General features: G+C 66.2%; 19 protein-coding genes. 11 read left to right on the forward strand and 8 right to left on the reverse strand.

Going from position 1 to position 21,767, the window contains the following annotated elements; translation table 11 throughout:
• The first annotated feature begins 202 nt into the window (after nt 1–202).
• Genes BLU17_RS23750 through mdcH form a run of 8 tightly spaced genes read left to right on the forward strand, consistent with a single transcriptional unit; the run spans nt 203 to nt 7,125 of the window.
• Nucleotides 203–907 (forward strand): GntR family transcriptional regulator, encoded by a 705-nt coding sequence (locus tag BLU17_RS23750; RefSeq protein WP_425434135.1) that lies wholly within the window; start codon nt 203–205, stop codon nt 905–907.
• The gene (gene mdcA / locus BLU17_RS23755) at nt 891–2,564 is read left to right on the forward strand and encodes a malonate decarboxylase subunit alpha (RefSeq protein ID WP_092002183.1); all 1,674 of its coding nucleotides are present in this window, start codon (nt 891–893) and stop codon (nt 2,562–2,564) included. Before BLU17_RS23750 ends, mdcA begins: the two co-directional genes overlap by 17 nt.
• Nucleotides 2,565–2,570: 6 nt before the next feature.
• Nucleotides 2,571–3,533, forward strand: a complete 963-nt coding sequence (locus BLU17_RS23760) for a triphosphoribosyl-dephospho-CoA synthase (RefSeq protein WP_092002185.1) — start codon at nt 2,571–2,573, stop codon at nt 3,531–3,533.
• Nucleotides 3,521–3,823, forward strand: a complete 303-nt coding sequence (locus BLU17_RS23765) for a malonate decarboxylase subunit delta (protein ID WP_092002189.1) — start codon at nt 3,521–3,523, stop codon at nt 3,821–3,823. Before BLU17_RS23760 ends, BLU17_RS23765 begins: the two co-directional genes overlap by 13 nt.
• Complete coding sequence (locus BLU17_RS23770; protein WP_092002192.1) at nt 3,820–4,701, forward strand: biotin-independent malonate decarboxylase subunit beta; 882 nt, start codon at nt 3,820–3,822, stop codon at nt 4,699–4,701. Before BLU17_RS23765 ends, BLU17_RS23770 begins: the two co-directional genes overlap by 4 nt.
• Nucleotides 4,698–5,513, forward strand: coding sequence for a biotin-independent malonate decarboxylase subunit gamma (gene mdcE / locus BLU17_RS23775; protein ID WP_092002195.1), 816 nt, complete (start codon nt 4,698–4,700; stop codon nt 5,511–5,513). Before BLU17_RS23770 ends, mdcE begins: the two co-directional genes overlap by 4 nt.
• A 44-nt stretch (nt 5,514–5,557) precedes the next feature.
• Nucleotides 5,558–6,190 carry a malonate decarboxylase holo-ACP synthase gene (locus BLU17_RS23780; protein ID WP_342713856.1) on the forward strand — a complete coding sequence of 211 codons (633 nt, stop codon included), beginning with the start codon at nt 5,558–5,560 and terminating at the stop codon, nt 6,188–6,190.
• Entirely contained in the window at nt 6,187–7,125 is a 939-nt protein-coding gene (mdcH, locus tag BLU17_RS23785; RefSeq protein WP_092002202.1) for a malonate decarboxylase subunit epsilon, read from the forward strand. The genes BLU17_RS23780 and mdcH overlap by 4 nt, the downstream gene beginning before the upstream one ends.
• Before the next feature lie 138 nt (nt 7,126–7,263).
• On the opposite strand, the gene BLU17_RS23790 is transcribed toward mdcH, so the two are convergent.
• Together BLU17_RS23790 and BLU17_RS23795 are read right to left on the reverse strand one after the other, a co-directional pair.
• Nucleotides 7,264–7,860, reverse strand: coding sequence for an alpha-ketoglutarate-dependent dioxygenase AlkB family protein (locus tag BLU17_RS23790; protein WP_092002205.1), 597 nt, complete (start codon nt 7,858–7,860; stop codon nt 7,264–7,266).
• Between the two features lie 90 nt (nt 7,861–7,950).
• Nucleotides 7,951–8,274, reverse strand: coding sequence for a hypothetical protein (locus BLU17_RS23795; protein WP_092002208.1), 324 nt, complete (start codon nt 8,272–8,274; stop codon nt 7,951–7,953).
• A gap of 431 nt (nt 8,275–8,705) precedes the next feature.
• On the opposite strand from BLU17_RS23795, the gene BLU17_RS23800 reads away from it, so the two are divergent.
• Both BLU17_RS23800 and BLU17_RS23805 read left to right on the forward strand, forming a co-directional pair.
• Entirely contained in the window at nt 8,706–9,863 is a 1,158-nt protein-coding gene (locus BLU17_RS23800) for a metallophosphoesterase (protein WP_092002212.1), read from the forward strand.
• A 93-nt stretch (nt 9,864–9,956) separates the two neighbouring features.
• A complete protein-coding gene (locus BLU17_RS23805) occupies nt 9,957–11,048 on the forward strand; it encodes an AI-2E family transporter (protein WP_092002215.1) in 1,092 nt (363 codons plus the stop codon).
• A 21-nt stretch (nt 11,049–11,069) separates the two neighbouring features.
• Here BLU17_RS23805 and BLU17_RS23810 read toward each other — a convergent pair whose 3' ends face one another.
• The 6 genes from BLU17_RS23810 to BLU17_RS23835 form a co-directional block, all read right to left on the reverse strand.
• Nucleotides 11,070–12,509 (reverse strand): heavy metal sensor histidine kinase, encoded by a 1,440-nt coding sequence (locus tag BLU17_RS23810; RefSeq protein ID WP_092002218.1) that lies wholly within the window; start codon nt 12,507–12,509, stop codon nt 11,070–11,072.
• Nucleotides 12,506–13,195 carry a heavy metal response regulator transcription factor gene (locus BLU17_RS23815; RefSeq protein ID WP_092002221.1) on the reverse strand — a complete coding sequence of 230 codons (690 nt, stop codon included), beginning with the start codon at nt 13,193–13,195 and terminating at the stop codon, nt 12,506–12,508. Before BLU17_RS23815 ends, BLU17_RS23810 begins: the two co-directional genes overlap by 4 nt.
• Before the next feature lie 228 nt (nt 13,196–13,423).
• Nucleotides 13,424–14,962 carry an efflux transporter outer membrane subunit gene (locus BLU17_RS23820; RefSeq protein WP_092002224.1) on the reverse strand — a complete coding sequence of 513 codons (1,539 nt, stop codon included), beginning with the start codon at nt 14,960–14,962 and terminating at the stop codon, nt 13,424–13,426.
• The gene (locus tag BLU17_RS23825; protein ID WP_092002227.1) at nt 14,959–16,206 is read right to left on the reverse strand and encodes an efflux RND transporter periplasmic adaptor subunit; all 1,248 of its coding nucleotides are present in this window, start codon (nt 16,204–16,206) and stop codon (nt 14,959–14,961) included. The genes BLU17_RS23820 and BLU17_RS23825 overlap by 4 nt, the downstream gene beginning before the upstream one ends.
• A gap of 19 nt (nt 16,207–16,225) precedes the next feature.
• Nucleotides 16,226–19,453 (reverse strand): efflux RND transporter permease subunit, encoded by a 3,228-nt coding sequence (locus BLU17_RS23830; RefSeq protein WP_092002230.1) that lies wholly within the window; start codon nt 19,451–19,453, stop codon nt 16,226–16,228.
• A 232-nt stretch (nt 19,454–19,685) separates the two neighbouring features.
• Entirely contained in the window at nt 19,686–20,729 is a 1,044-nt protein-coding gene (locus BLU17_RS23835; protein ID WP_092002233.1) for a LysR family transcriptional regulator, read from the reverse strand.
• Between the two features lie 208 nt (nt 20,730–20,937).
• Between BLU17_RS23835 and BLU17_RS23840 the strand changes: the two genes are divergently transcribed.
• Nucleotides 20,938–21,645, forward strand: coding sequence for an MgtC/SapB family protein (locus BLU17_RS23840; protein WP_092002235.1), 708 nt, complete (start codon nt 20,938–20,940; stop codon nt 21,643–21,645).
• The last annotated feature ends 122 nt before the right edge of the window (nt 21,646–21,767 follow it).

Here is a 21,767-nt window from a genome sequence, read left to right on the forward strand (position 1 = left end):
CGCTGCCATGCCGGCCGTCTTCAGGAACTCCCTGTATGCCCCCGTTTTCTTGCCCGTCTATAGTCAGTCTTGTGGTTCCGGGTTGCGGGTTTTCGAGGCTTTCGCCCTGGTCGTTTTATATATAATATTTGATCTCATGAGCGACGCAACGAATGGTTTTCCCCTGGAAGGCGCAGCCGCGCCTCGCACCAGCACCTCACGCATGATCGCCGACGCCTTGCGCAGCGCGATCGTCGAAGGCAAGCTCGCGCCCAACGCGCCGCTGCGCCAGGACGCGATCGCGCGACATTTCTCGGTCAGCGCCATTCCGGTACGCGAAGCGCTGCGCCAGCTCGCAAGCGAAGGCTGGGCGAAGATCGAGGTGAACAAGGGCGCGAGCGTGGCCTCGCTCTCGGCCGACGAAGCGCGCGAGATCTATGAGATCCGTTCGGCGCTGGAAAGCCTCGCGCTCGGCCTCGCCATTGAGCATCACACTGCAGCGACGCTGCGCGAAGTCAGTGCGCTCGCCGCCGCGGCGAAGCGCGAACGCGATCCGTCGCTTTACGTCGCGCGCAACGCGGCCTTTCATATGAGCCTCTACGCGCCCGCCGGCCGGCCGCAGTTGATGGAGATGCTCGCAGCCCTTCATCGCCGCGGCGAGCGCTATCTGCGCCTGAAATTCGGCTTTCCCGATTACAAGGGCGAATCCGATTGTGAGCATACCGAAATACTTTCCGCCGTGAAGCGCGGCGACGTACCTGCGGCGAAAAAGCTCGTGGCCGAACACCTGCTCGGAACGGGCGAACTCATCTACCGTTTTCTGACCGAACGTGCCGCGCTACCCCCTGCGCCACCGACCGTCGCCGCGAAACCGCGCGCCGCCTCTTCCCGCTCACGGAGCCGAACCGCCGATGAAGCCTCAAGCTGATACGCAAACTGCGCCTGACTTCGCACCGCGCTCATGGACCACGCGCCGCGACGAAAAGGCCCGCCGCCTTGCCGCCGTTTCAGGCTGGCTCGAAGACGGCGTCTTGCCCACCGCGCGCACGACGGACGCGCTCGAACTGCTGATCCGCTCAGGCGACCGCGTCGCGCTCGAAGGCGACAACCAGAAGCAGGCCGACTTCCTCTCGCGCTCGCTGGCAAAGGCCGATCCCTCGAAGATCAACAACGTTCATCTGCTGATTTCGAGCATCAGCCGCCCCGAGCACCTCACGCTGTTCGAACGCGGCATTGCGCATCGCGTGGACTTCGCGTTCGCGGGCCCGCAAAGCTTGCGCGTCGCACAACTGCTCGAAGACGGGCAGCTCGAAGTGGGCGCGATCCACACGTATGTCGAGCTTTACGCGCGCATGTTCGTGGACCTCATTCCGCAGGTCGCGCTGCTGTGCGCGGAGAAAGCCGACCGCCATGGCAATCTCTACACCGGCCCCAACACCGAAGACACGCCGACCATCGCCGAAGCCGCCGCGTTCAGCCACGGCATCGTGATCGTTCAGGTAAACGAAATTGTTGACGAGTTGCCGCGCGTGGACATCCCCGGATCGTGGGTCGATGTGGTCGTGCAGGCGGACCGCCCGTTCGCCGTCGAGCCGCTCTTCACGCGCGACCCGCGCCATATCGGCGACCTGCAGGTGCTTACCGCGATGATGGTCATCAAAGGCATCTATGCGCCTTACGGAATCGCGTCGCTCAATCACGGCATCGGCTTCGACACCGCTGCAATCGAACTGCTGCTCCCCACGTATGGCGAATCGCTGGGGCTCAAGGGCAAGATCTGCCGCAACTGGACGCTCAATCCGCATCCCACGCTGATTCCCGCCATCGAATCTGGCTGGGTGGAAAGCGTGCACTGCTTCGGCAGCGAGGTAGGCATGGAAGCCTATATCGCCGCGCGACCCGACATATTCTTCACCGGGAGCGACGGCAGCCTGCGTTCGAATCGCGTGCTTTGCCAGCTAGCGGGGCAATACGGCGTCGACCTCTTCATCGGCTCCACATTGCAGATCGACGCCGACGCAAATTCGTCCACCGTCACGCGCGGGCGGCTTGCGGGCTTCGGCGGCGCGCCGAACATGGGCCACGATCCGCGCGGCCGGCGCCATGCGAGCGAGGCGTGGCTCAAGCTGCTCAAGAATACGGGTCCGGTTTCGCGCGGCCACAAGCTCGTCGTGCAACTCGCCGAAACGTGGAAGAAAGGTGGCGAACCCACTTTCGTCGACGAGCTCGACGCGATCGCCGTGGGCCAGAAGAGCGGCATGCCCGTTGCGCCCGTAATGATTTACGGCGACGACGTGAGTCACGTCGTGACCGAGGAAGGCATCGCGCACCTGCATCGTGCCGAAGGCATCGACGAGCGCCGCGCTGCGCTCGCGGCCGTGGCAGGCGTGACGCCGATCGGCTTGCGTGCACAGCAGCAGAAGACCGACGAGCTACGCCGCCGTGGCATCGTGCAGTTTCCCGAGGATCTCGGCATTCTGCGCGGCGCGGCCAGGCGCTCGCTGCTCGCGGCGCGCAGCATCGACGATCTGGTGACGTGGTCGGGCGGCCTCTACACGCCACCCGCACGTTTTCGGAGTTGGTAGAGCGCGATGCGCACACTTCCTGTTACTTCGCATGCCGAAGGATCAGCGAGCCTCGCGCGCAACGATCCGACCCGGGCCGCCTCGTATGACCACGGCTCGGCGCGCGCGCAGCAGCTTGCGCGCTTCGCCCGCGACGCACTGATCGACGAAGCGCGCCTCACGCCCAAGCCCGCGCTTGTGGACGCGCGCGGTAGCGGCGCGCACGACGATCTCGATCTCGCGACGATGCTGCGTTCCGCACATGCGCTCGAACCCACCTTCGAAGCGCTTGCGCGCGCCTCGCGCGGCGCGGCGCCCGGCACCGCGCTGCGCACCGATCTCGCGCGAATCGGCCGCGCCGGCGAGGCTGCGATGATGCGTGCGACGCAAGGCAGCAATGCGCATCGCGGCGCGATCTGGATCGTTGGCCTCCTCGTGGCAGGCGCGGCGATCGTGCATACGCCGGGCAGCGGCGACAGCGCGTACGCCCATGCTGCGCACATCTGCGAAACGGCTGCGCAAATCGCGCGTTTTGACGATCTGCTCGCACAACCCGCGCAAAGCAATGGCGAACGCATGCGTCAGCGATATAACGTGGGCGGCGCGCGGCGCGAAGCGCAGGACAGCTTTCCGCACATCATGCGCGTAGGCCTGCCCGCGCTGCATGCGGCGCGCGCGCAGGGGCGCGACGAAGCCCACGCGCGCGTGGACGCGCTGCTCGCAATCATGGCCTTGCTGGACGACACCTGTGTGCTGCATCGCGCGGGGCTCGCTGGACGCCACGCCGCGCAAGCGGGCGCACAACGCGTGCGCGACGCGGGCGGCGTCGCCACGCAGGCGGGCCGCGCGGCATTCGACGCGTTAGAACGCGCCTTGCTTGCGCTCAACGCATCGCCAGGCGGCGCGGCCGATCTGCTCGCGGCGACGCTCTTCATCGACAGACTGGTTCAGCACCGCATCGGCGGGAGGACGGCTTCATGGAACAACTGACATTCGACTATCCGGCGCGCCGCGCCGTGACAACGCGCGCTCATGTGGGCGTAGTAGGTTCGGGCGATCTCGAAGTGCTGCTGCAGCCCGCTAGCGACATGCAGGCGCGCGTGGTCGTGCATACGAGCGTGGACGGCTACGGCCACATCTGGAAAAGCGTGCTCGATCGCTTCTTCACGCGCTACGACGGTGCCGCGATCATCGAGATCAACGACTTCGGCGCGACGCCGGGCGTTGTCGCGCTGCGGCTCGCGGAAGCCGTCGAAGCGGCACAGGGAGCCGCATCATGAGCATCGCTAATCAAATTGCGCCGGGGTCGCTGCTGCGCGAGAGCTTCATCGAACTGGGGGCGCGCGAGCGCGCCGCCGCCGTGCTCGACACGGGCACGTTCCGCGAGCTGCTCGGCCCTTTCGACCGGCTCGAATCGCCGTGGCTGCCGCTGCAAGACATCGTCTGCCAGGCAGACGACGGAGCGGTCATCGCACGCGGCACCATCGACGGCCAGCCCGCTGTCGTGGCCGCCATTGAATCGGCGTTCCAGGGCGGCAGCATCGGCGAAGTGTCCGGCAGCAAGATCGCCGCCGCGCTCGAACTCGCGCTCGCCGACTGCGAGCGTGGCAAGATCGTGCGGCCCGTCATTCTGTTCGAAACCGGCGGCGTGCGCCTGCAGGAGGCGAACCTCGGCCTCGCCGTGATCGCGGAAATCCAGTCGGCCATCGTCGCATTGCGCGCTCGCGTACCCGTGGTCGGCGTGATCGCGGGCATGGTGGGCTGCTTTGGCGGCATGTCGCTGGCGGCGGCGCTGTGCTCCTCGCTCGTGATGACGAAGCAAGGCCGACTCGGCATGAACGGCCCCGAGGTGATCGAGCAGGAAGCCGGCATCGAGGAGCTCGATTCCAGCGACCGTCGCCAGGTGTGGCAACTGATCGGCGGCGAGCAGCGCGTGCGGACCGGCTTTGCCGATGCGCTCGTCGACGATGCCGTGGACGACGTGCGCGCCGCCGTGCGTGCGGCGTTCGTGCGCGGTGTGCCGAAAACGCATCGCTCGGCAGCCGTCGATGCGACGCTCGCGAAGCTCGCGCAGATCGATCCCGCCAGCGTCACCCCCGAAACGATGCGCGCGGTGTTCACTGCATCGCCGCTGAACCTGCGCGGAGAAACGGCATGAACGACACGACGACAAGCCGCGGCACACGCTGGCTACGCGCCCTCGCGGGTGAAAATACGCAGGGCACGTGCGTGCAATACGCCGACGCGCCGCTCGAGGGCGAGACCGCGCGCTTCATCACGGTTGCGCCCGACCCCGCGAACCGCTTTCCTCGCGCACGGGACAACGTGGTCGGGCTCGAACAGGGCTGGCGCCTCGCGCAGGCCGTGCGCGAGGTGATCGCCGAAGACGCGGCGCCCGGCAAGCGTCGCCCGGTCGTCGCGATCGTTGACGTGAAGAGCCAGGCGTACGGCTATCGCGAAGAGATGCTCGGCATCCACCTCGCCTGCGCCTCGGCCGTGGATGCCTATGCGAGCGCGCGGCTCGCCGGCCATCCCGTGGTGGCGTTGATCGTCGGCCCCGCCATGTCGGGCGCGTTCCTCGCGCACGGCTATCAGGCCAATCGCATCGTCGCGCTCGACGCGCCGGGCACGATGGTGCACGCCATGGGCAAGGAAGCGGCGGCGCGCGTCACGCGGCGCAGCGTCGAAGCGCTCGACGAACTCGGAGAGAAGATCGTGCCGATGTCGTATTCGATGGCCTCGTTCGCCAAGCTCGGACTGCTCGATGAATTGATCGAAGGCGTCGATGCGGATGCGCCCAGCGACGCTCAGATCGCGCGCGTACGCGGCGTGCTGGCCCAAAAGGTGCGTGAAGCGCGCGTCGACAAGAGTGGCCTTGCGCATCGCTTGCAGGGAGAATCGGCACAGCGTACGCGCGCGGCGTCGCTCGAAGTGCGCAAGCGTCTCGCACTACAGTGGGACGCGGACTGATGCGCGTTTGCGCCGTCCCACCGTTCGCTGCAGACGCGCCGCGCGTGGACGATGCGCGCTGGCGTCCGCACGACCTGCTGCGCGTTTCGCGCCTGGCCCCAGCGGACGACGAGCCGGAATGGGTGCGCGATGCGCTCGCGAACGCGCCCTGGGTGGTCGTACGACGCACGCGGGCCGCGGCAGGTTTCGTTGCGGTGGGCGTGCGCGGGCGCACTCGTTCGCAACGCTTCGGAGCATGGCTTGACGATCAGGATATCGAAATATCAAGGAGCCCCGAGGAACTCGTCGACATCGATCCGCTTGATGGACGTCACGCACTGTCCGCGCGCATCGCGCTCCAAACGCTGCGTGAAACCGCTTCGCCGCTGCACGACTTCGTCTGGGGCCCGACTGGCGGCGCCGGTTTCGAACTCGCGACGGGCATCCCCGCCCTGACGGAATCAAGCGATCTCGACATTCTCGTTCGTCTGCCGCAACGCATCGAACGCGCGGCCATCGCCTCGCTTGCGCACGCGCTCGCGCAGATCGCCAGCCGCATGGGCGTACGCATCGACGCGCAACTCGAAACGCCGGCCGGCGGCGTGGCGCTCGCAGAACTCGCGGCACACAAGCCGCGCGTGCTGGCGCGCGCGAGCAGGGGCGCGCAATTCGTCGCGGACCCGTGGAGTCCGCCATGACGCTCGCCCTGCTCTTTCCTGGCCAAGGCGCGCAAAGCCCCGGCTTTCTTCACAAACTGCCGCAGCATGAGGCCGTGGGAGAGACGCTCGACGAAGCATCGAGGGCGCTGGGCTTCGACGTCCTCACGCTCGATAGCGACGTCGCCCTACGGTCCACCGTTGCCGTTCAGGTTGGCCTCACGGTCGCAGGCGTGGCCGTTGCACGCGCGCTCGCGCACGAGGGCCTCGTACCGCAGTTCGGCGCCGGACTTTCGGTGGGGGCTTACGCCGCCGCAGTGAGTTGCGAAGCCGTTTCATTCGGCGACGCGCTACACATGGTGCGCAAGCGCGCCGAACTGATGGAGAGCGCATGGCCCTCGGGATACGGCCTCACCGCCGTTTCGGGGCTCAGCGAAACGCAGGTGGAAACGCTCGCGAATGCGCACGCGCGCGACGGCATGGAGCGCGTGTATGTCGCGAACGTCAACGCGCCGCGCCAGATCGTCGTGGCGGGAGCCGATGCGGCGCTCGACGCCTTCGCCAGTTATGCGCTCGCGGCAGGCGCACGCAAGGCACAACGGCTCGCCATTTCCGTTCCTTCGCATTGCGAACTATTGGCCGACGCCGCCGAAGCGCTGCTCGCGTGGTCCCGCGACATACCGTTTCGCACGCCGCGCGGCGTCTACGTCGACAACCGCGGCGGCCGGCCGCTCCATAGCGCCGAAGCGATCCGCGCCGACCTCGCCACCAACATGCGCTACACGGTGCGCTGGTACGACGCGCTCACGGTGATGATCGAATCGGGCGCGAACGTGCTGACCGAGGCGCCGCCCGGTCAGGTGCTCACCGACATCGCGCGCGAGCACTACCCCGAGGTTGCGGCGTTCGCGGTTTCGAACCTGCCGCTGGGGCGGCTCGTCCCTATCGTGCGGCGTCGGCTCGGCGACGACAGATGATCGCGATGCAAACCCCAATCAACGCATTTATGCGCATAAAGTCTTATAAGTTTTTTACGGCGAAATCCTGCGCATGCGGAAAAGAAGGGTCGCCATAAATATCGGCGATTAACCCCGCATCTTCCGCGAATCCGCACCCTACTCCCGCAAACCCACTGCTACCACGCGAAACGTGAGATTCACGCGTTCGCCGCTAACGCCAGGTTCCTTCGGCACACGATGCCGCCATTGCGCCTGGGTGTCGCCCTGCATCACGAGCAGGCTGCCGCTCGTCAAGCGGAACGAGCGCACCACACCCGTCTTGTTGTGGCGCAAGTCGAAACGCCGCGTCGCGCCAAGGCTCAGCGAGGCAATGACCGGTTCGGGGCCCAGTTCCGGTTCGTGGTCGGCGTGCCAGCCCATGCTGTCCGTGCCCGTGCGGTAACGGTTGAGCAGCACGCTGTTGAAGCGCTCGCCGCAAAGCGCCGAGATGGCATCGCGCAGTTCAGCCACCGTGGCAGTCCAGGGCTGCGGCACGTTGCGGATGCCCGAGTAAACGTAGACCGCGCCCGGATCGCCCTGCCAGGCAGTGAGGCGCGGTTGATCCACCCAGCCGCCGGGCGTGCGGATACGCTCCTGGCGCCAGTCGGCCTCGGCGATGATGTGAGCGAGCGCCTCCGCGGCCGCTTCGGGTGCGAGCCATGACGGATGCCACCCCACGTCGGGTTGTGGCGTATCGTCGAAGAGATCGAACATTACCGGTGCGTCGAACGGGAAGGAACCTGCAGTTTCGCATGGGCGGCCGCGACCGCCGTCTCCCCTCGCGTGCCACGGTGCGGCAGCGAATCAGGTGAGCAGCGCGATGTAGAACACCGCCGCGCCGATGACCGCGCCAATGAAGCAGAAGCCTTCGGCGGGTTCGTCGGTGGTGCGGGAACGCAACCAGGCGCCCACCACGCCGAACAGTCCCGCGATACCCAGCGCGACGAACACCATCACAACGTCGAACAAGGCGCTTCGGCCAATGTCGAGGATATCGATATGCTTGACGGCGATATATAGCGCGACCGCCATGACCGAGAGCCCGACCATGGGCAGCATGACGTGACTGCCCTCGTGCCCGACATGACGACCATGCAGCCCGTGTGCGACCGGCCGGATAATTTTCATGATCCGTCTCCCCCAGGAGCGCCCGAAACCGCGCGGGCCTCGTTTCGAGCATAGTCCATCGCCGGGGCCGATTCAATGGACGTTTAATAAGGCAATCGCCGCCCTGCTCGAACATAGTGCAGCCGGTACGAGCACGTTCGCAATCCAGGGGAAAAGCCAGGTCTATCCTGCATCGCAACAACCCGGCCGCCGCGACGAAAAGGCCTTTTCATACAGCCACGCATGTATGTCGATGCGCGGCGGCGGAAAGCCCCGATGGCGCATCGCAGCATACGCGCCGTGAAGCCGCCTCCGCGCTTCGGCACGAAGTCTGCGGCGCCGGTAGAATGCAACGCAGCCTGCCTGCGCCGCCTTCGTCCCGTTTGCTGCGTTTCGACGTTCGGGCTTCGCGCCACGCACTGCGCCGCTCTCTCCTACCGGTTCGCGCCGCCATGCCCCGACTCTCGTTTCTGGTCCGCTTCATCGCCATCGGCGTGCTGCTGCATGCCTATGTCGGCTTCCGCCTGATTCCCGACCTCCCCGTGGCCACCGCCGGCAAATGGCTCGCCGTGCTGTGGCTCGTGCTCTCGGTGCTGTTCATTCCGCCGGGCATGCTTGCGCGGCGCATCCAGCGTCAGCCGCTCGGCGACCGCCTCGCGTGGATCGGCATGCTTGCCATGGGCTTCTTCTCGTCGCTACTCATGCTGACGGTCGTGCGCGACATCGTGCTCGCCTCGGCCATGACCGTGGAGGCGCTGTGGCCCAGCGCCGTCGATCTCGCGACGTGGCGCACCTTCAGCGCCGCCGCGGTGATCGCGCTTGCGTTCCTCTCCACCGCGTTCGGCTTTTTCAATGCGCGGCGGCGCGCGCGCGTGCGCAACGTCGAGGTGCCGATCCGCGGGCTGCCGGCCGCGCTCGACGGCTTCACCATCGTGCAACTGAGCGACATTCACGTGGGGCCGACCATCAAGCACGGTTACGTCGATGCGATCGTCCGCGCCGTGAACCAGCTCGACGCCGATGTGGTCGCCATCACGGGCGACGTGGTGGACGGCAGCGTCGCGCATCTCGCCGATCACACCGCCCCGCTCGGCAAGCTCAACGCCCATCACGGCGTGTATCTCGTGACGGGCAATCACGAGTACTACTCGGGCGCCGATGCGTGGATCGCGGAGTTCCGCCGCATTGGCCTCACGGTGCTGATGAATCAGCACGTGGTGATCGAGCATGGCGGCGCGCGGCTCGTGCTGGCTGGCGTGACGGACTATACGGGCGGCCACTTCGATCCCGCGCACCGCAGCGATCCGGCCGCGGCGCTGCGCGGCGCGCCCGACGACATCGGCACGCGCGTGCTGCTGGCGCACCAGCCGCGCACGGCCCACGCGGCCGTGGACGCGGGCTTCACGCTGCAGTTGTCGGGCCATACGCACGGCGGCCAGATCTTTCCGTGGAATTTCCTCGTGCGGCTGCAGCAGCCCTTCACGGCGGGCCTCGCGAAGCTCGGCAGTCTGTGGGTCTATACGAGCCGCGGCACGGGCTATTGGGGGCCGCCCAAACGCCTCGGCGCGCCTTCGGAGATCACGCGCGTGCGGCTGGTGGGCGCGCGTTGAACGCCATGCACGACGGGCAGCAAGGCCTTGCCGGTATCATGAAGCGATACCGCCGGTCGTCCTCCTGACGGCGCCAACAGGAATCCATCGCTCATGGAAGGCAACAAGCACCTTTACCAGGCCTCGTTCTATCTGCTGCTGTTCGCGGTATCCGTCGCGCTCTGCTTCGTCCTCGCGCCGTTCTTCAGCACGGTGCTGTGGGGCGCCATTCTCGCGTTGATCTTTCAGCCCGTGCAGCGCCGGCTCGTGGCGCGGCTCGGACGGCGGCGCAATCTCGCCGCGTTCATCACGCTCACGATCTGCCTCGTGATCGTGATCTTCCCGCTCACGCTCGTGGCGGGCACGCTGGTGCAACAGGTCGCGTCGGCTTACCAGCAGGTGCGCAGCGGCAGTCTCGACATCGGTGCGTATTTCAGCCAGATCGTGCACGCGCTGCCGCAATCGCTTCAAAACCTGCTCGCGCGCTATGACCTCATGGATCTGCCCGGGCTGCAGCAGCGGCTTTCGGCCGGCGCCGCGCAGATCAGCCAGTTCGTCGCCACGCGCGCGCTGAGCGTCGGGCAGAACACGCTGCAGTTTCTGGTGAGCTTTGGCGTGATGCTTTACCTGTTCTTCTTCCTCGTGCGCGACGGCCGCGAGATCTCGCGGCTCGTGCGCGACGCCATTCCGCTCGACGAGCAGCACAAGCTGCATCTCATGCGCAAGTTCACGACGGTGATCCGCGCGACCGTGAAGGGCAACGTGGCGGTGGCGGTCGTGCAGGGGACGCTGGGCGGCATCGCGCTCTGGGTGCTCGGCATTCAGGGCGCGCTGCTGTGGGGCTTCGTGATGATGCTGCTCTCGCTGCTGCCCGCCGTGGGCGCCGCGCTCGTCTGGGGGCCCATCGCGATCTACTTCCTTTCGACGGGGGCCGTGGCGAAAGGCGTCGGGCTCATCATCTTCGGCTCGGTGGTGATCGGCACCGTGGACAACGTGCTGCGCCCGGTGCTCGTGGGCAAGGATACGCGCCTGCCCGACTGGGTCGTGCTCATCTCGACGCTCGGCGGCATTTCGCTCATCGGCATCAACGGCTTCGTGATCGGGCCGCTCATCGCGGCGCTGTTCATCAGCTGCTGGGACCTGCTGCGAAAGGATCAGCACAACGTCGAAAACGAGCGCGCCCCCGTGGAAGACGAGCCCGTATAAGGGCGAACCTGAAGAAAGACTTCAGGGCGATACGTGCAGCGGCAACCCCGCGCGGCCCTGACGCACGATGTCGGCAACGGATGCTTCGGCCACGTCGCCGCCATCCACGGCGACCGAGAAGCCAAATGTGTTGACGCCGTCCGCGCTGCGCACGAACACCGTGCCGCCGTGCATTTCCGCCACGGCCTTGACGATCGAAAGACCGAGCCCATGGTTTTCGTGGCTATTCGAGCGCGCTTCCTGAATGCGGTAGAAGCGGTCGAAGATATGCTCGCGCACCACGGGGTCGAGCGGCTCGCCCGGATTCGAAACGGCGATCTCGACGTGGCCGTCCTGCGGCGCGACGGTCGCGCGCAACGTCGTTCCGGGCTGGGAATGCTGGATCGCGTTCACGAACAGATTGCTCACGGCGCGGCCGATCAGCGAAGTGTTCACCCAGGCGCGCGCGTCGCCCTGCACTTCCACGCGCAGTTGCGCCTCTTCCAGCGGCATCTCCAGAAAATCGAGCATGCGCTCGATCTCCGAGCGCAGCGATACTTCGGTGAGTTCCGTCGCCCTTTCGCCGCGATCGCTGCGCGAAAGGAACAGCATGTCGTTGACGATCACGCGCAATCGTTCGAATTCCTCAAGATTGGACTGCAGCGTCTGCTGCAACTGCTCGACCGAGCGGTCGCGCGTGAGCGCCACCTGTGTCTGACCGATCAGGATGCTGACCGGCGTGCGCAACTCGTGCGCCACGTCGGCGTTGAACGACTCGAGACGCTCGTAGGCCTTGTCGAGCCGCTCCAGCGCGCCGTTGAACGACGTGGCGAGTTCATGCAATTCCTCGGGCAGCTCGTCCGCGTGCAGACGCTGGCGCCGGTTCGACGGGCTCAGTTGCGCGGCCTCGCGCGAAAGGCGCGTGAGCGGCGCAAGCCCGAAGCGCGTGACCGCGCGGCTCAGCAAGGCAACCGCGATGGTGGACAACGCGATCAGCAGGCCAAGCGCAATGCCGAAGCGCCGCAGCATGCCTTCGGTGCGCACGCAATCGCTGCCCACCACGAGCTTCACCTCGGGCCGGTCGCCGCTCGCGGGCACCGTGTAGGTCGTCGTGATGATGTCGTAGCTGCAGCCGGGCGGGCGCACGAGCACGTGATTCGGACCCACGTTGCCCGTCACCTTGCCGACGATCGGCGTGCCGAAGCGAAAGCGCGGGTCGGGGCCCTCGACGTAGTAGTGCATGCGGCTGTCGGCGGGCGAAAGGTCGCGCAGCTTTTCCTGCACGAAGGCCCACTTCTGCACGTCGGGTGCATGCGCGACGATCAGGCTCGCAATGCGCGCACGCGTATCGAGCGTCTCGCGCAGCTCGTTGAAGAGCTGGCGCTGCATCAGGAAAAAGAGGCCCGCGCCTGTGAGCGTGAACACGATGAGCGACACCGCTGCGAACATCGCCGAAAGCCGCAGCGAGATCGAGCGCTTCATGACGGCTGGCCTCCTTCCTCGCGCACTTCGAGCACGTAGCCCATGCCGCGTATGGTATGCAGCAGCTTCGCCGCGTGCGGCCCGTCGAGCTTCGCGCGCAGCCGCTTGATCGCCGTTTCCACAACGTTCGCATTGCTTTCGAAATTCACGTCCCAGACGAGCTCGGTGATGAGCGTCTTCGAAAGAATCTCGCCGCGCCGCCGCGCCAGCACGGAAAGCAGCTGGAATTCCTTCGCCGTGAGGTCGAGCCGCACGCCGTCGCGCGTCGCCCGGCGGCTGATGAGGTCCACTTGCAGATCGCCCACCGAAATCAGCGTGGATTCCTGCGCACGTGCGCGGCGCGTGAGCGCGCGCAGCCGTTCGATGAGTTCGAGGAACGAGAATGGCTTCGTGAGATAGTCGTCCGCGCCGTCGCGCAAGCCGTGCACGCGGTCGTCCACGCGGTCGCGCGCCGTGAGCATGATGACCGGCGTGTCCTTTTTCGCGCGCAAGGTGCGCAGCACGCCGAAGCCGTCGAGCTTCGGCAGCATGACGTCGAGCACGATCACGTCGAAGTCGTACTCGGTGGCCATCCAGGCGCCCTCCTCGCCGTCCATGGCGACGTCGACGATCCACCCTTGCTCGGTGAGTCCGCTGCGCAAGTAGTCCACGACCTTGCGTTCGTCTTCGATTACCAATACCTTCATGCCCGCCCTCCTCTTCGCGCGATGCCTTGCGGGTCCGCCCGGCGCCTTTCACTTTCCGCCAGCCGGCCGCCGCGGCTCGTGACCGCGGCTGCGCGCTCTTTTCGCCCTGGTGTCGGGCTCGCTCGAGCCCTCTTGTGTGCCTTGCTTTATTGCCTTGCTTTATTGCCGTGCTTTATTGCCTGCTTGATGCCCTGCCCCGTGCCCGGTTAGCGGCGATTTCATGCGACTTCAGCTTTTGCCCGCCGCCGCGCTCATGTCCGCCCCCGGCACTTCACGGCACGTGCCCGCGCTGCATGCCAGCTCGCGATCGTCGGCGCTCCAGCCGCCGCCCAGCGCCTTCGCGAGAAAGACCACCGTGGCGACCTGCTGCCCGTGAATCTGCACCTCCTGGCGCTCGCTGGCAAGCAGTTGCTGCTCGGCGTTCAGCACGTCGATGAACGCCACGAGGCCGCCCTGATAGCGGTCGTTGGCGAGATCGAACGACTTGCGTGCGTCGTCCACGGCCGACTGGCCGTCGGTCGAGGCGCGCTCGAGCACCGAAAGCCCCGTTACCGCATTTTGCACCTCCTGGAACGCGGTGAGCACGGTCTGACGATACGACGCCTGCGCCGATTCGTAACCGGCCTGCGCGAAATCCACGCCCGCCGCACGCTTGCCGCCGTCGAACAGCACCTCGCTCGCCGTCGCGCCGACGGACCACATGAGGCTCGGCACCGAGAAAAGGCCGCCAAAGCGCGTCGATTCCCAACCGAGCGTGGGCGAGAGCGTGATGTCCGGAAAGTACGCCGAGCGCGCCACGCCGATCTGCGCATTGGCCGCGGCCATCGCACGTTCGGCCGAAGCCACGTCGGGCCGCCGTTGCAGCAGCTCGCTCGGCAGGCCCGTGGGCAGCGCCGGCACCGGCAGCGGCGTGACCTTCGCGGCGATCGAGAACTCCGGCGCGGCCGTGCCGACCAGCACGGCGATGGCGTTCTGTTCTTGCTGGCGCTGATTTTCGAGCAGATGCACCTGCGTTTGCGTCGCGGCCAGTTGCGCCTTTTGCTGCAGCAGCTCAAGCCCGGAGACCGCGCCGAGATCGTGCTGCGCGGTCACGAAATCGAGCGCTTTTTGCTGCAGTTGCGCGGAGCGGTTCACCACGTCGATTTCGTTGTCGAGTTCGCGCATGGCGAAATAATCGGTCGCGAGTTCGGCGGTGAGCACGAGCCGCGCGTTGGCGAGATCGTCGCCTGCCTGCTGCGTCGATGCCTGCGCCGACTCCACCATGCGCCGGATGCGCCCGAACAGATCGAGCTCGTAGCTGACCGTCGCGCCGATGTTGACATCGTTCTGCACGGTCGAGACGTTGGACACCGAGTAGTTCGTGAGCGGCCGGTTCGCGGAGATGCGCTCGCGTGCGAGGCCCGCGTCGAGCCCGACTTGCGGGCTCTGCTGCGACGACACGGAAGCCAGCGTCGCACGTGCCTGGACATAATGCGCGGCGGCCACGCGCAGCGTCTGGTTCCCCGCGAGCGCCGCGGTTTCCAGGCTGTCGAGCTCCGCGTTGCCGAATACCTTCCACCACTGCGGATCGAGCGGCGCATGCGAAGGCTGCGCCGCGTGCCAGTACGAATCGGCGGAATCCACGCGCCAGGCTGCAGGGCTTTCGGTTTGCGGCGCACGGTAATCGGGGCCTGCCGTGCAAGCCGCGAGGCCGAGCGCGCCGAGCGCCGTGAGGAACGCCGACGCCCGCGCGCGAGGGTAGGTACGCCTGCTTTGCCCCGTGCTCACGTCGCGCTCCGCCTGGCCGCCTCGCGCGCCGCTTCGGTCCTGTTCGGCGTGACCACCACGACGCTGTCGCCATCGGCAATCGAGTCGCTCGGGTTCAACACGACGCGGTCGCCGGGCTCCAGTCCGTGGCTGATTTCGAGCGTCTGCCCGAGATCCTGCGCGATTTCCACCGGCTTGAGCTTGACCTTGCCGTCCGCGTCCACGACCGCGAGGCGGGGACCTTCGGCACGGAACAGCAGCGTGTTGCCAGGCACCGTCAGCAAGCCCTTCGAATCGGTCTGCAATGCGGCCTGCACATACGCGCCCGGCAGCAGCTTGCCGTCGCGATTGGGCAGCGAGATTTCGACCTGCAGCGTGCGCGTGGCGACGTCGATGGCCTGCGCCGTGCGCGTGACCGTGCCGTCGAACGTGACACCCGGCAGTTCCTGCTCGGTCACGCTCACGTGCTGGCCGACCGCCACTTGCTGCGCGTAAGTTTGCGGCACGTCGAGGTAGAGCCGCAGCGGGTCCGACTGCGCGATCGAAAAGAGCGCATGTCCGGCGCCGCCGTTGCCCGCGTTCACGAGATCGCCGATGTCGACGTTGCGCTGCGTGATGATGCCCGTGATCGGCGCGACGATGCGCTGAAACGACTTCATTTCCGTCAGGCGGCGCACGTTCGCATCGGCGGCGGCGAGATTCGCCTGATCCTGGTTGAATGCGCCCTGACGGTCGTCGAGTTCCTGCTGCGAGACCGCATCGCGCTGGCGCAACTGCTGGGCGCGATCGAACGAGGTCTTCGCGAGTGCGAGCGTCGAGACGGCCTGATCGCGCTGCGCCTGCGCCTGCGCGAGTTCCTGGTCGATTTCGGGCGTATCGATTTCCGCGAGGACCTGGCCTTGTTGCACGTGCGCGCCGATGTCGGCGTACCGGCGCCGCACATAGCCGTTCGCGCGCGAGTAGATCGGCGCTTCGACATAGCCGCGCAGCGTGCCCGGCAGCACGATGCGGCCGTTCGCGCCCGCCGCGACCGGTTGCACGACGCTCACATACTGCTGCGCGTTCTGCTTCGTGACGTCGGCGAGATGGTGGGCGTTCATGAGGTTGGAGACGATCGTGCGCGTCGCGCCCGCCGCAAGCAGCAGCGCAACCACGATCACCGCCACGCGCGCGCGCTTGCCCGCCTGACCGCGAGCCGGCAGGTCCATGCCCTGCTCGCCGCCCACGGTGATGTCGAGAGAGGAATGGTGGTGAGGTTCGTTCATGTCTTCGGCCAGTTTTGACTTAACGGGTATCGCGCGGCGAGTCTTGGGCGCCTCGTGCGCCGTGCCGCTGCGCTTCGCGCTCGCGTTTCGCGGCGGCGCGGAGAGCGAGCCGCGTATGCACGGTCGCGAACATCAGGGGTACGAACAATAGCGTGGAGACCGTGGCGAACAGCAGACCGCCGATCACCGCACGCCCAAGCGGCGCGTTCTGTTCCGCGCCTTCGCCGAGTCCGAGCGCCATCGGCACCATGCCGATCATCATGGCGCACGCCGTCATCAGCACGGGGCGTATGCGGGTGGCGCCCGCTTCGAGCGCGGCCGCAAGCGGCGTCGCGCCGGCGGATAAACGCTGGCGCGCGAACGCGACCACGAGAATGCTGTTGGCGGTGGCCACGCCCACGGTCATGATCGCGCCCGTAAGCGCGGGCACGCTCAGGTGCGTGCCGGTGATGAACAACATCCACGCAATACCCGCAAGCGCAGCCGGCAGCGCGCTGATGATGATGAGCGGATCGGCCCACGACTGGAAGTTCACGACGATCAGCAAATAGACGAGCACCACCGCCATCGCAATGCCCACGCCGAGCCCCACGAACGACGAACGCATCGTGCCGATCTGCCCGCGCATCGTGATGGTCGTGCCGCGCGGCGCGTGCGCCTGCACCTGCCGGATGATGTCGTTGATGTTCGCGCCCACGGAACCGAGGTCGCTGCCCTCCACGCTCACGAGCAGATCGATCACGGGACGAATGTTGTAATGCGTGACGATGGCCGGCCCGTCGTGCGGCTCGAGCTGCACGAGGTTGCTCACCAGTTGCAGCGGCGCGTTGGGATTCGCCCCGCGCGCGGAAACGGGCGTGCCCATCAGCTCGTTCATGGAAGCTTCGCGATATTGCGGCGTCTGCACCGTGAGCGGATATTCCACGCCGTTTTGCGGGCTCACCCAGAACGCGGGCGAAGTCTGCGTGCTGCCCGAGAGCGCGATCAGCACGTCCTGCGCGACCGTCTGCGGGCTCAGGCTCAGTTGCTGCATACGCGTGCGGTCCATCGCGAGCGTCAACGCGGGCTCGTCGTTGCGCTGCTCGATGTGCGCATCGACGGCGCCGGGCAGTTGCCGCACGCGCTTGAGCAGCGTGCTCGCAAGCGCCATGTCCTGGCCGAGATTGGCGCCCACGACCTGCACGTCGATCGCCGCGGGCTGGCCGAAGTTGAGGATCTGCGTGATGATGTCCGCGGGCTGGAAGAAGAACTCGACGCCCGGAAACCGCTGCGGCAACAAGGCGCGCAGCTTGTCGATATAGATGCGCGAGGGATCGTGATCGGGCTTCAGCGCGATCTGGATTTCGCCGTCGAGCGTGCCCATCGTCCCCGAATTGCTGTATGAAAGATTGATGCCGCTATAGGGCAGACCGAGGTTGTCGACGATCGTTTCCAGCTGGTCGGGCGGCACGACTTCGCGGATCACCTGTTCGACTTCGTCGGCGAGGCGCGCGGTCTCCTCGATGCGAAAGCCCGTTGGCGCGCGCATGTGCAGGCGGATGTTGCCCGCATCGACCGAAGGGAAGAAGTCGCGGCCGAGAAACAGCACGAGGACGAGCGAGAGCAGGCAGAAGGCGAGAAACGAACCGCCGAAAAGCTTGCGGCGCGCGAGCAGCAGGCTCAGCAAAGCGATGTAGTTGGCGCGCACGCGCTCGAATGCGTGATTGAAGCGCCAATGTATGCGCGCGAACAGCGAGCCTCGTGCATGTTCGCCGTGTGCAGCGGGATCGTGGCCTTCGAAGAGCAGCATGGCGAGCGTTGGCACCAGCGTACGCGAGAGGATGTACGACGCGATCATCGCGAACACCACGGCTTCCGCAAGCGGCACGAACAAAAAGCGCGCCACCCCGGTGAGGAAGAACATGGGCACGAACACGATGCAGATGCACAGCGTCGAGACGAGCGCGGGCACCGCGATTTCGCCCGCGCCCTCGAGAATGCCGTCGTGCAGGCCGGCGCCCAGATGCAGATGGCGCTCGATGTTCTCGATCGTGACCGTTGCGTCGTCAACGAGTATGCCGACGGCCAGAGCAAGGCCGCCGAGCGTCATGATGTTGATGGTCTCCCCTAGCGCATAGAGCGCGATGATCGAAGAGAGAATCGACAGCGGAATCGACACCGCGATGATGAGCGTGCTGCGCCAGTTGCCGAGAAATAGCAGGATCATCGCGGCCGTGAGCGCGGCGGCGATCAGTGCTTCGCGCACCACGCCCTGCACGGCGGCCGAAACGAACACCGACTGGTCGAAAAGCGGCTTGACGACGAGGTCGGCGGGCAGCGTGTCGCGCGCCTTCGGCAGCAGGTCTTTGAGTGCGCCCACCACCTGCAGCGTCGACGCGTCGCCGCTCTTGAGGATCGACATCAGCACGCCGCGCTGGCCGTCCTGGCGCACGACGTTGGTTTGCGGCGTGAAGCCGTCGCGCACGTGCGCCACTTCGCCGAGATAGGTCGTGGCGCCGTTCACCGTCTGCACGGGAATGCGGTTCAGGCCCGCGAGCGTGTCGGGCGACGCGTTGGTGTCCACGCGATACTCGGTCTGCCCCAGCTTGGCCGTGCCCGTCGGCAAGATGAGGTTCTGCGCATTGACGGCGTTGACGATGTCGGCGGGCGTGAGGCCCTTCGAAATGAGCGCGCGCGTGTCGATGTCCACCGAGATCACGCGCGTCTTGCCGCCGTACGGGTAAGGCACCTGCGCGCCGGGAATCGTGATGAGCTGCGGCCGCAGAAAGTTCATCGCGATGTCGGCGAGCGCCTGCTCGCTCATCGACTTGCTCGACAGACCGAGCTGGATCACCGGAATGCTCGACGCCGAATAGCTGATGACGAGCGGCGGCGTGGCGCCTGGCGGCATCTGTTTCACTTGCGCCTGTTCCGACGCGACGGCCTGCGCGATCGCCGTTTGCAGGCTCGCGCCCGGTTGCAGGAACAGCTTGATGATGGCGATGCCGGGCAGCGACTGCGACTCGATGTGCTCGATGTTGCTCACCGTGGTCGTGAGGCTGCGCTCGTTGACCGACGTGATGCGGTCGGCCATGTCCTTCGCGGAGAAACCGGTATATGACCAGATGATGCTGATGACCGGAATGTTGATGTTCGGCAGCACGTCCGTGGCCATCGACATGAGCACGAACGGCGTGGCCAGCACGATCATGATGGCCATCACAATGAAGGTGTACGGCCGCTTCAGCGCGAGATTGACAATCCACATGTCAGTGTTTCGGACAGCTCAGGCGAGGGGTTGTGACGAGGACGCATTCGTTCCAGCGGGTGCCGCATGATAGGCAATGGCTGTGGCAGGCCGCTGGCGCCAATATGGCGAAATTGACAGGCAACACGCGAGACGCGCGATGGCGCGGAGAAATCGCTGCTCCAGCGTCGCGAGGCGCGCTCGCCGTCGTGCAACTACGGCTTCGCGCGTCGCGAGCACCTCTGTAACTGCTTCAATTCACGAGGCGCAGACGTTCCGGATCGTGCAATGCGCGTCCGTTGCGGCTGCGACGCGCAGGCGCGCCCTGCGCGCCCGGGGAAGCATCCGCATGACAGCGTTGCGGGGCATCGCACGTGGCGAGCGCCGCTTCCTGTTCGGCGAGGACGAGCGGCACTTTCTCGCGCAGAAACTCGACGAAGGTGCGGATCTTCGCATCCAGATAGCGACGCGACGCATACAACGCATAGATGTTGAGCTTCTGCAGCGTATGGGTGGGCAGTACGCGCATCAGCGTGCCGTCGGCAAGACCGGGCAGCGCCACCGGCACCGGCAGCGGGCCGATACCCATGCCTTCGCGTATCGCAAGGGCAAGCGCTTCGGGGTTGTTCACCTGAAACGGCGTCACGCCGGTATGCCGGAAGGTCTCGCCAAGCGGTCCCTCGGAAACCCATTGGCCGGCCGGCAGGCTCGCATCGGTCAGATGCAGGCAGGTATGCGCCTCGAGGTCGTCGAACGATTGCGGCACGCCGCGCAAGCGCAGATAGCCGGGCGACGCGCAAAGAATGGCGGCAGTGCTGCCCAGATGCTGCGAGATCAACGCGGAGTCCTCGAGTTCGGCGGCGACCACGACGGCCACGTCGAAGCCCTCCTCGATGATGTCGGGCATCTGCTGCGCGATGGTGAGATCGACGGAAACCTCCGGCAAATGCTGCTGATAGCGCGCGATTAGCGGCATCACGTAGTGCTGCCCGAAGCTCGTGCCGCCGTACACGCGCAGCTTGCCCGCGGGATTCGCGTGTGCGGCGGCGGCTTCGGCCTCCGCCTGCTCGATGTCGGCGAGAATACGTTTGCAACTCTGAAAATAGCGCTCGCCGGCCTCGGTCAGCGACATGCGCCGCGTGGTCCGGTTCAGAAGCCGGGTGCGCAGCCGCGACTCCAGATCGGTCACCGCGCGCGAAACCTGCGCCGTCGTCATCGTTTCGCTCGCCGCAGCGCGCGTGAAGCTGCCGGACTCCACCACCCGCGCGAAGACCCGCATATTGCGCAGCGTATCCATCAAAGACTCCCGTTCATTCGCCCAGCCTTCCCATCTCAATACGAACGCATGCAGTTTCGCGCACGAGCCGTGGCCAGATGCTGACTCGAACATGGCAGCGCGGACAGCTTGGCGCGGCGCTCCGTCCCGCGTATGATCCACGGCGCCCCGCTACGCCTTGCGCGAGCGCCGTACACCGAGCAGCCACTCGCGCCTTGATGACAAAACGATGACTCTCGACTTCGTCCTGCGCCTTCTCGCGGCATTCGCCTGCGGCGTCGCCATCGGACTCGAACGCCAGATTCGCCAGCGCACGGCCGGTTTGCGCACGATCACGCTCGTCGCAACCGGAGCGTGCCTGTTCGTCACGCTCGGCGTGCTGACCGGCAATGGCACGACCGGCGTGACGCAAATCGCGGCCTATGTGGTCTCGGGCGTAGGCTTTCTGGGCGGCGGCGTCATCATGCGCGAGAAGGGCGCGATTCAGGGCATCAATACGGCGGCGACGCTGTGGTGCTCGGCGGCCATGGGCGTGCTGTGCGGCGCGGGCCACTATGGTCCGGCGCTGGCCGGGACTATCGTCGTGCTGCTCACGAACACGGCGCTGCGCGAGGTGAGCCGCATCATCAACGCAACACCTGTTTCGAGCGCCGACCTCGTGCGCACCTACGTGCTCACGGTGGTGTGCCGCGAAGAAGACGAAGTGCATATCCGCACGGTTCTCTCGAACTCGGTGTACTCCTCGCCGCTTTCATTTCAAAGCCTCTCGAGCGAGGACATACCCGGCGATCCGCAACGCCTGCGGGTGACGGCGACGATGCGCCTGCATCCGAAGTACCAGTCGAAGCTCGAACTCATGGCGAGCCGCCTGAGCATGGAAAAAGGCGTCTCCAGCGTAAGCTGGACTGCCGCGGAGCCCGAGATCGCGCCGGAATGAGGCTTCTGCGCGGCATCCGCCCGCTTTTCTTACGAATGCATTGCCAATGCGTTGCGTTTCTTTAAACTATCCGCGGCAGTTTTCAGGAACTGTCAATTCTGGCCGCGTTTCGTGGACGCCTT

Origin of the sequence: Paraburkholderia lycopersici, from assembly GCF_900096975.1 — a bacterium.
GTDB classification, from domain to species: domain Bacteria; phylum Pseudomonadota; class Gammaproteobacteria; order Burkholderiales; family Burkholderiaceae; genus Paraburkholderia; species Paraburkholderia lycopersici.

Bases quoted from the DNA above. Each gene is read 5' to 3' on its own strand.
- BLU17_RS23770 (WP_092002192.1), top strand. From the start codon at position 3,820: ATGAGCATCGCTAATCAAATTGCGCCGGGGTCGCTGCTGCGCGAGAGC.
- BLU17_RS23830 (WP_092002230.1), bottom strand. From the start codon at position 19,453: ATGTGGATTGTCAATCTCGCGCTGAAGCGGCCGTACACCTTCATTGTG.
- BLU17_RS23825 (WP_092002227.1), bottom strand. From the start codon at position 16,206: ATGAACGAACCTCACCACCATTCCTCTCTCGACATCACCGTGGGCGGC.
- BLU17_RS23795 (WP_092002208.1), bottom strand. From the start codon at position 8,274: ATGAAAATTATCCGGCCGGTCGCACACGGGCTGCATGGTCGTCATGTC.
- BLU17_RS23805 (WP_092002215.1), top strand. From the start codon at position 9,957: ATGGAAGGCAACAAGCACCTTTACCAGGCCTCGTTCTATCTGCTGCTG.
- BLU17_RS23790 (WP_092002205.1), bottom strand. From the start codon at position 7,860: ATGTTCGATCTCTTCGACGATACGCCACAACCCGACGTGGGGTGGCAT.
- mdcA (WP_092002183.1), top strand. From the start codon at position 891: ATGAAGCCTCAAGCTGATACGCAAACTGCGCCTGACTTCGCACCGCGC.
- BLU17_RS23760 (WP_092002185.1), top strand. From the start codon at position 2,571: ATGCGCACACTTCCTGTTACTTCGCATGCCGAAGGATCAGCGAGCCTC.
- BLU17_RS23800 (WP_092002212.1), top strand. From the start codon at position 8,706: ATGCCCCGACTCTCGTTTCTGGTCCGCTTCATCGCCATCGGCGTGCTG.
- BLU17_RS23765 (WP_092002189.1), top strand. From the start codon at position 3,521: ATGGAACAACTGACATTCGACTATCCGGCGCGCCGCGCCGTGACAACG.
- BLU17_RS23810 (WP_092002218.1), bottom strand. From the start codon at position 12,509: ATGAAGCGCTCGATCTCGCTGCGGCTTTCGGCGATGTTCGCAGCGGTG.
- BLU17_RS23750 (WP_425434135.1), top strand. From the start codon at position 203: ATGATCGCCGACGCCTTGCGCAGCGCGATCGTCGAAGGCAAGCTCGCG.
- BLU17_RS23840 (WP_092002235.1), top strand. From the start codon at position 20,938: ATGACTCTCGACTTCGTCCTGCGCCTTCTCGCGGCATTCGCCTGCGGC.
- mdcE (WP_092002195.1), top strand. From the start codon at position 4,698: ATGAACGACACGACGACAAGCCGCGGCACACGCTGGCTACGCGCCCTC.
- BLU17_RS23815 (WP_092002221.1), bottom strand. From the start codon at position 13,195: ATGAAGGTATTGGTAATCGAAGACGAACGCAAGGTCGTGGACTACTTG.
- mdcH (WP_092002202.1), top strand. From the start codon at position 6,187: ATGACGCTCGCCCTGCTCTTTCCTGGCCAAGGCGCGCAAAGCCCCGGC.
- BLU17_RS23835 (WP_092002233.1), bottom strand. From the start codon at position 20,729: ATGGATACGCTGCGCAATATGCGGGTCTTCGCGCGGGTGGTGGAGTCC.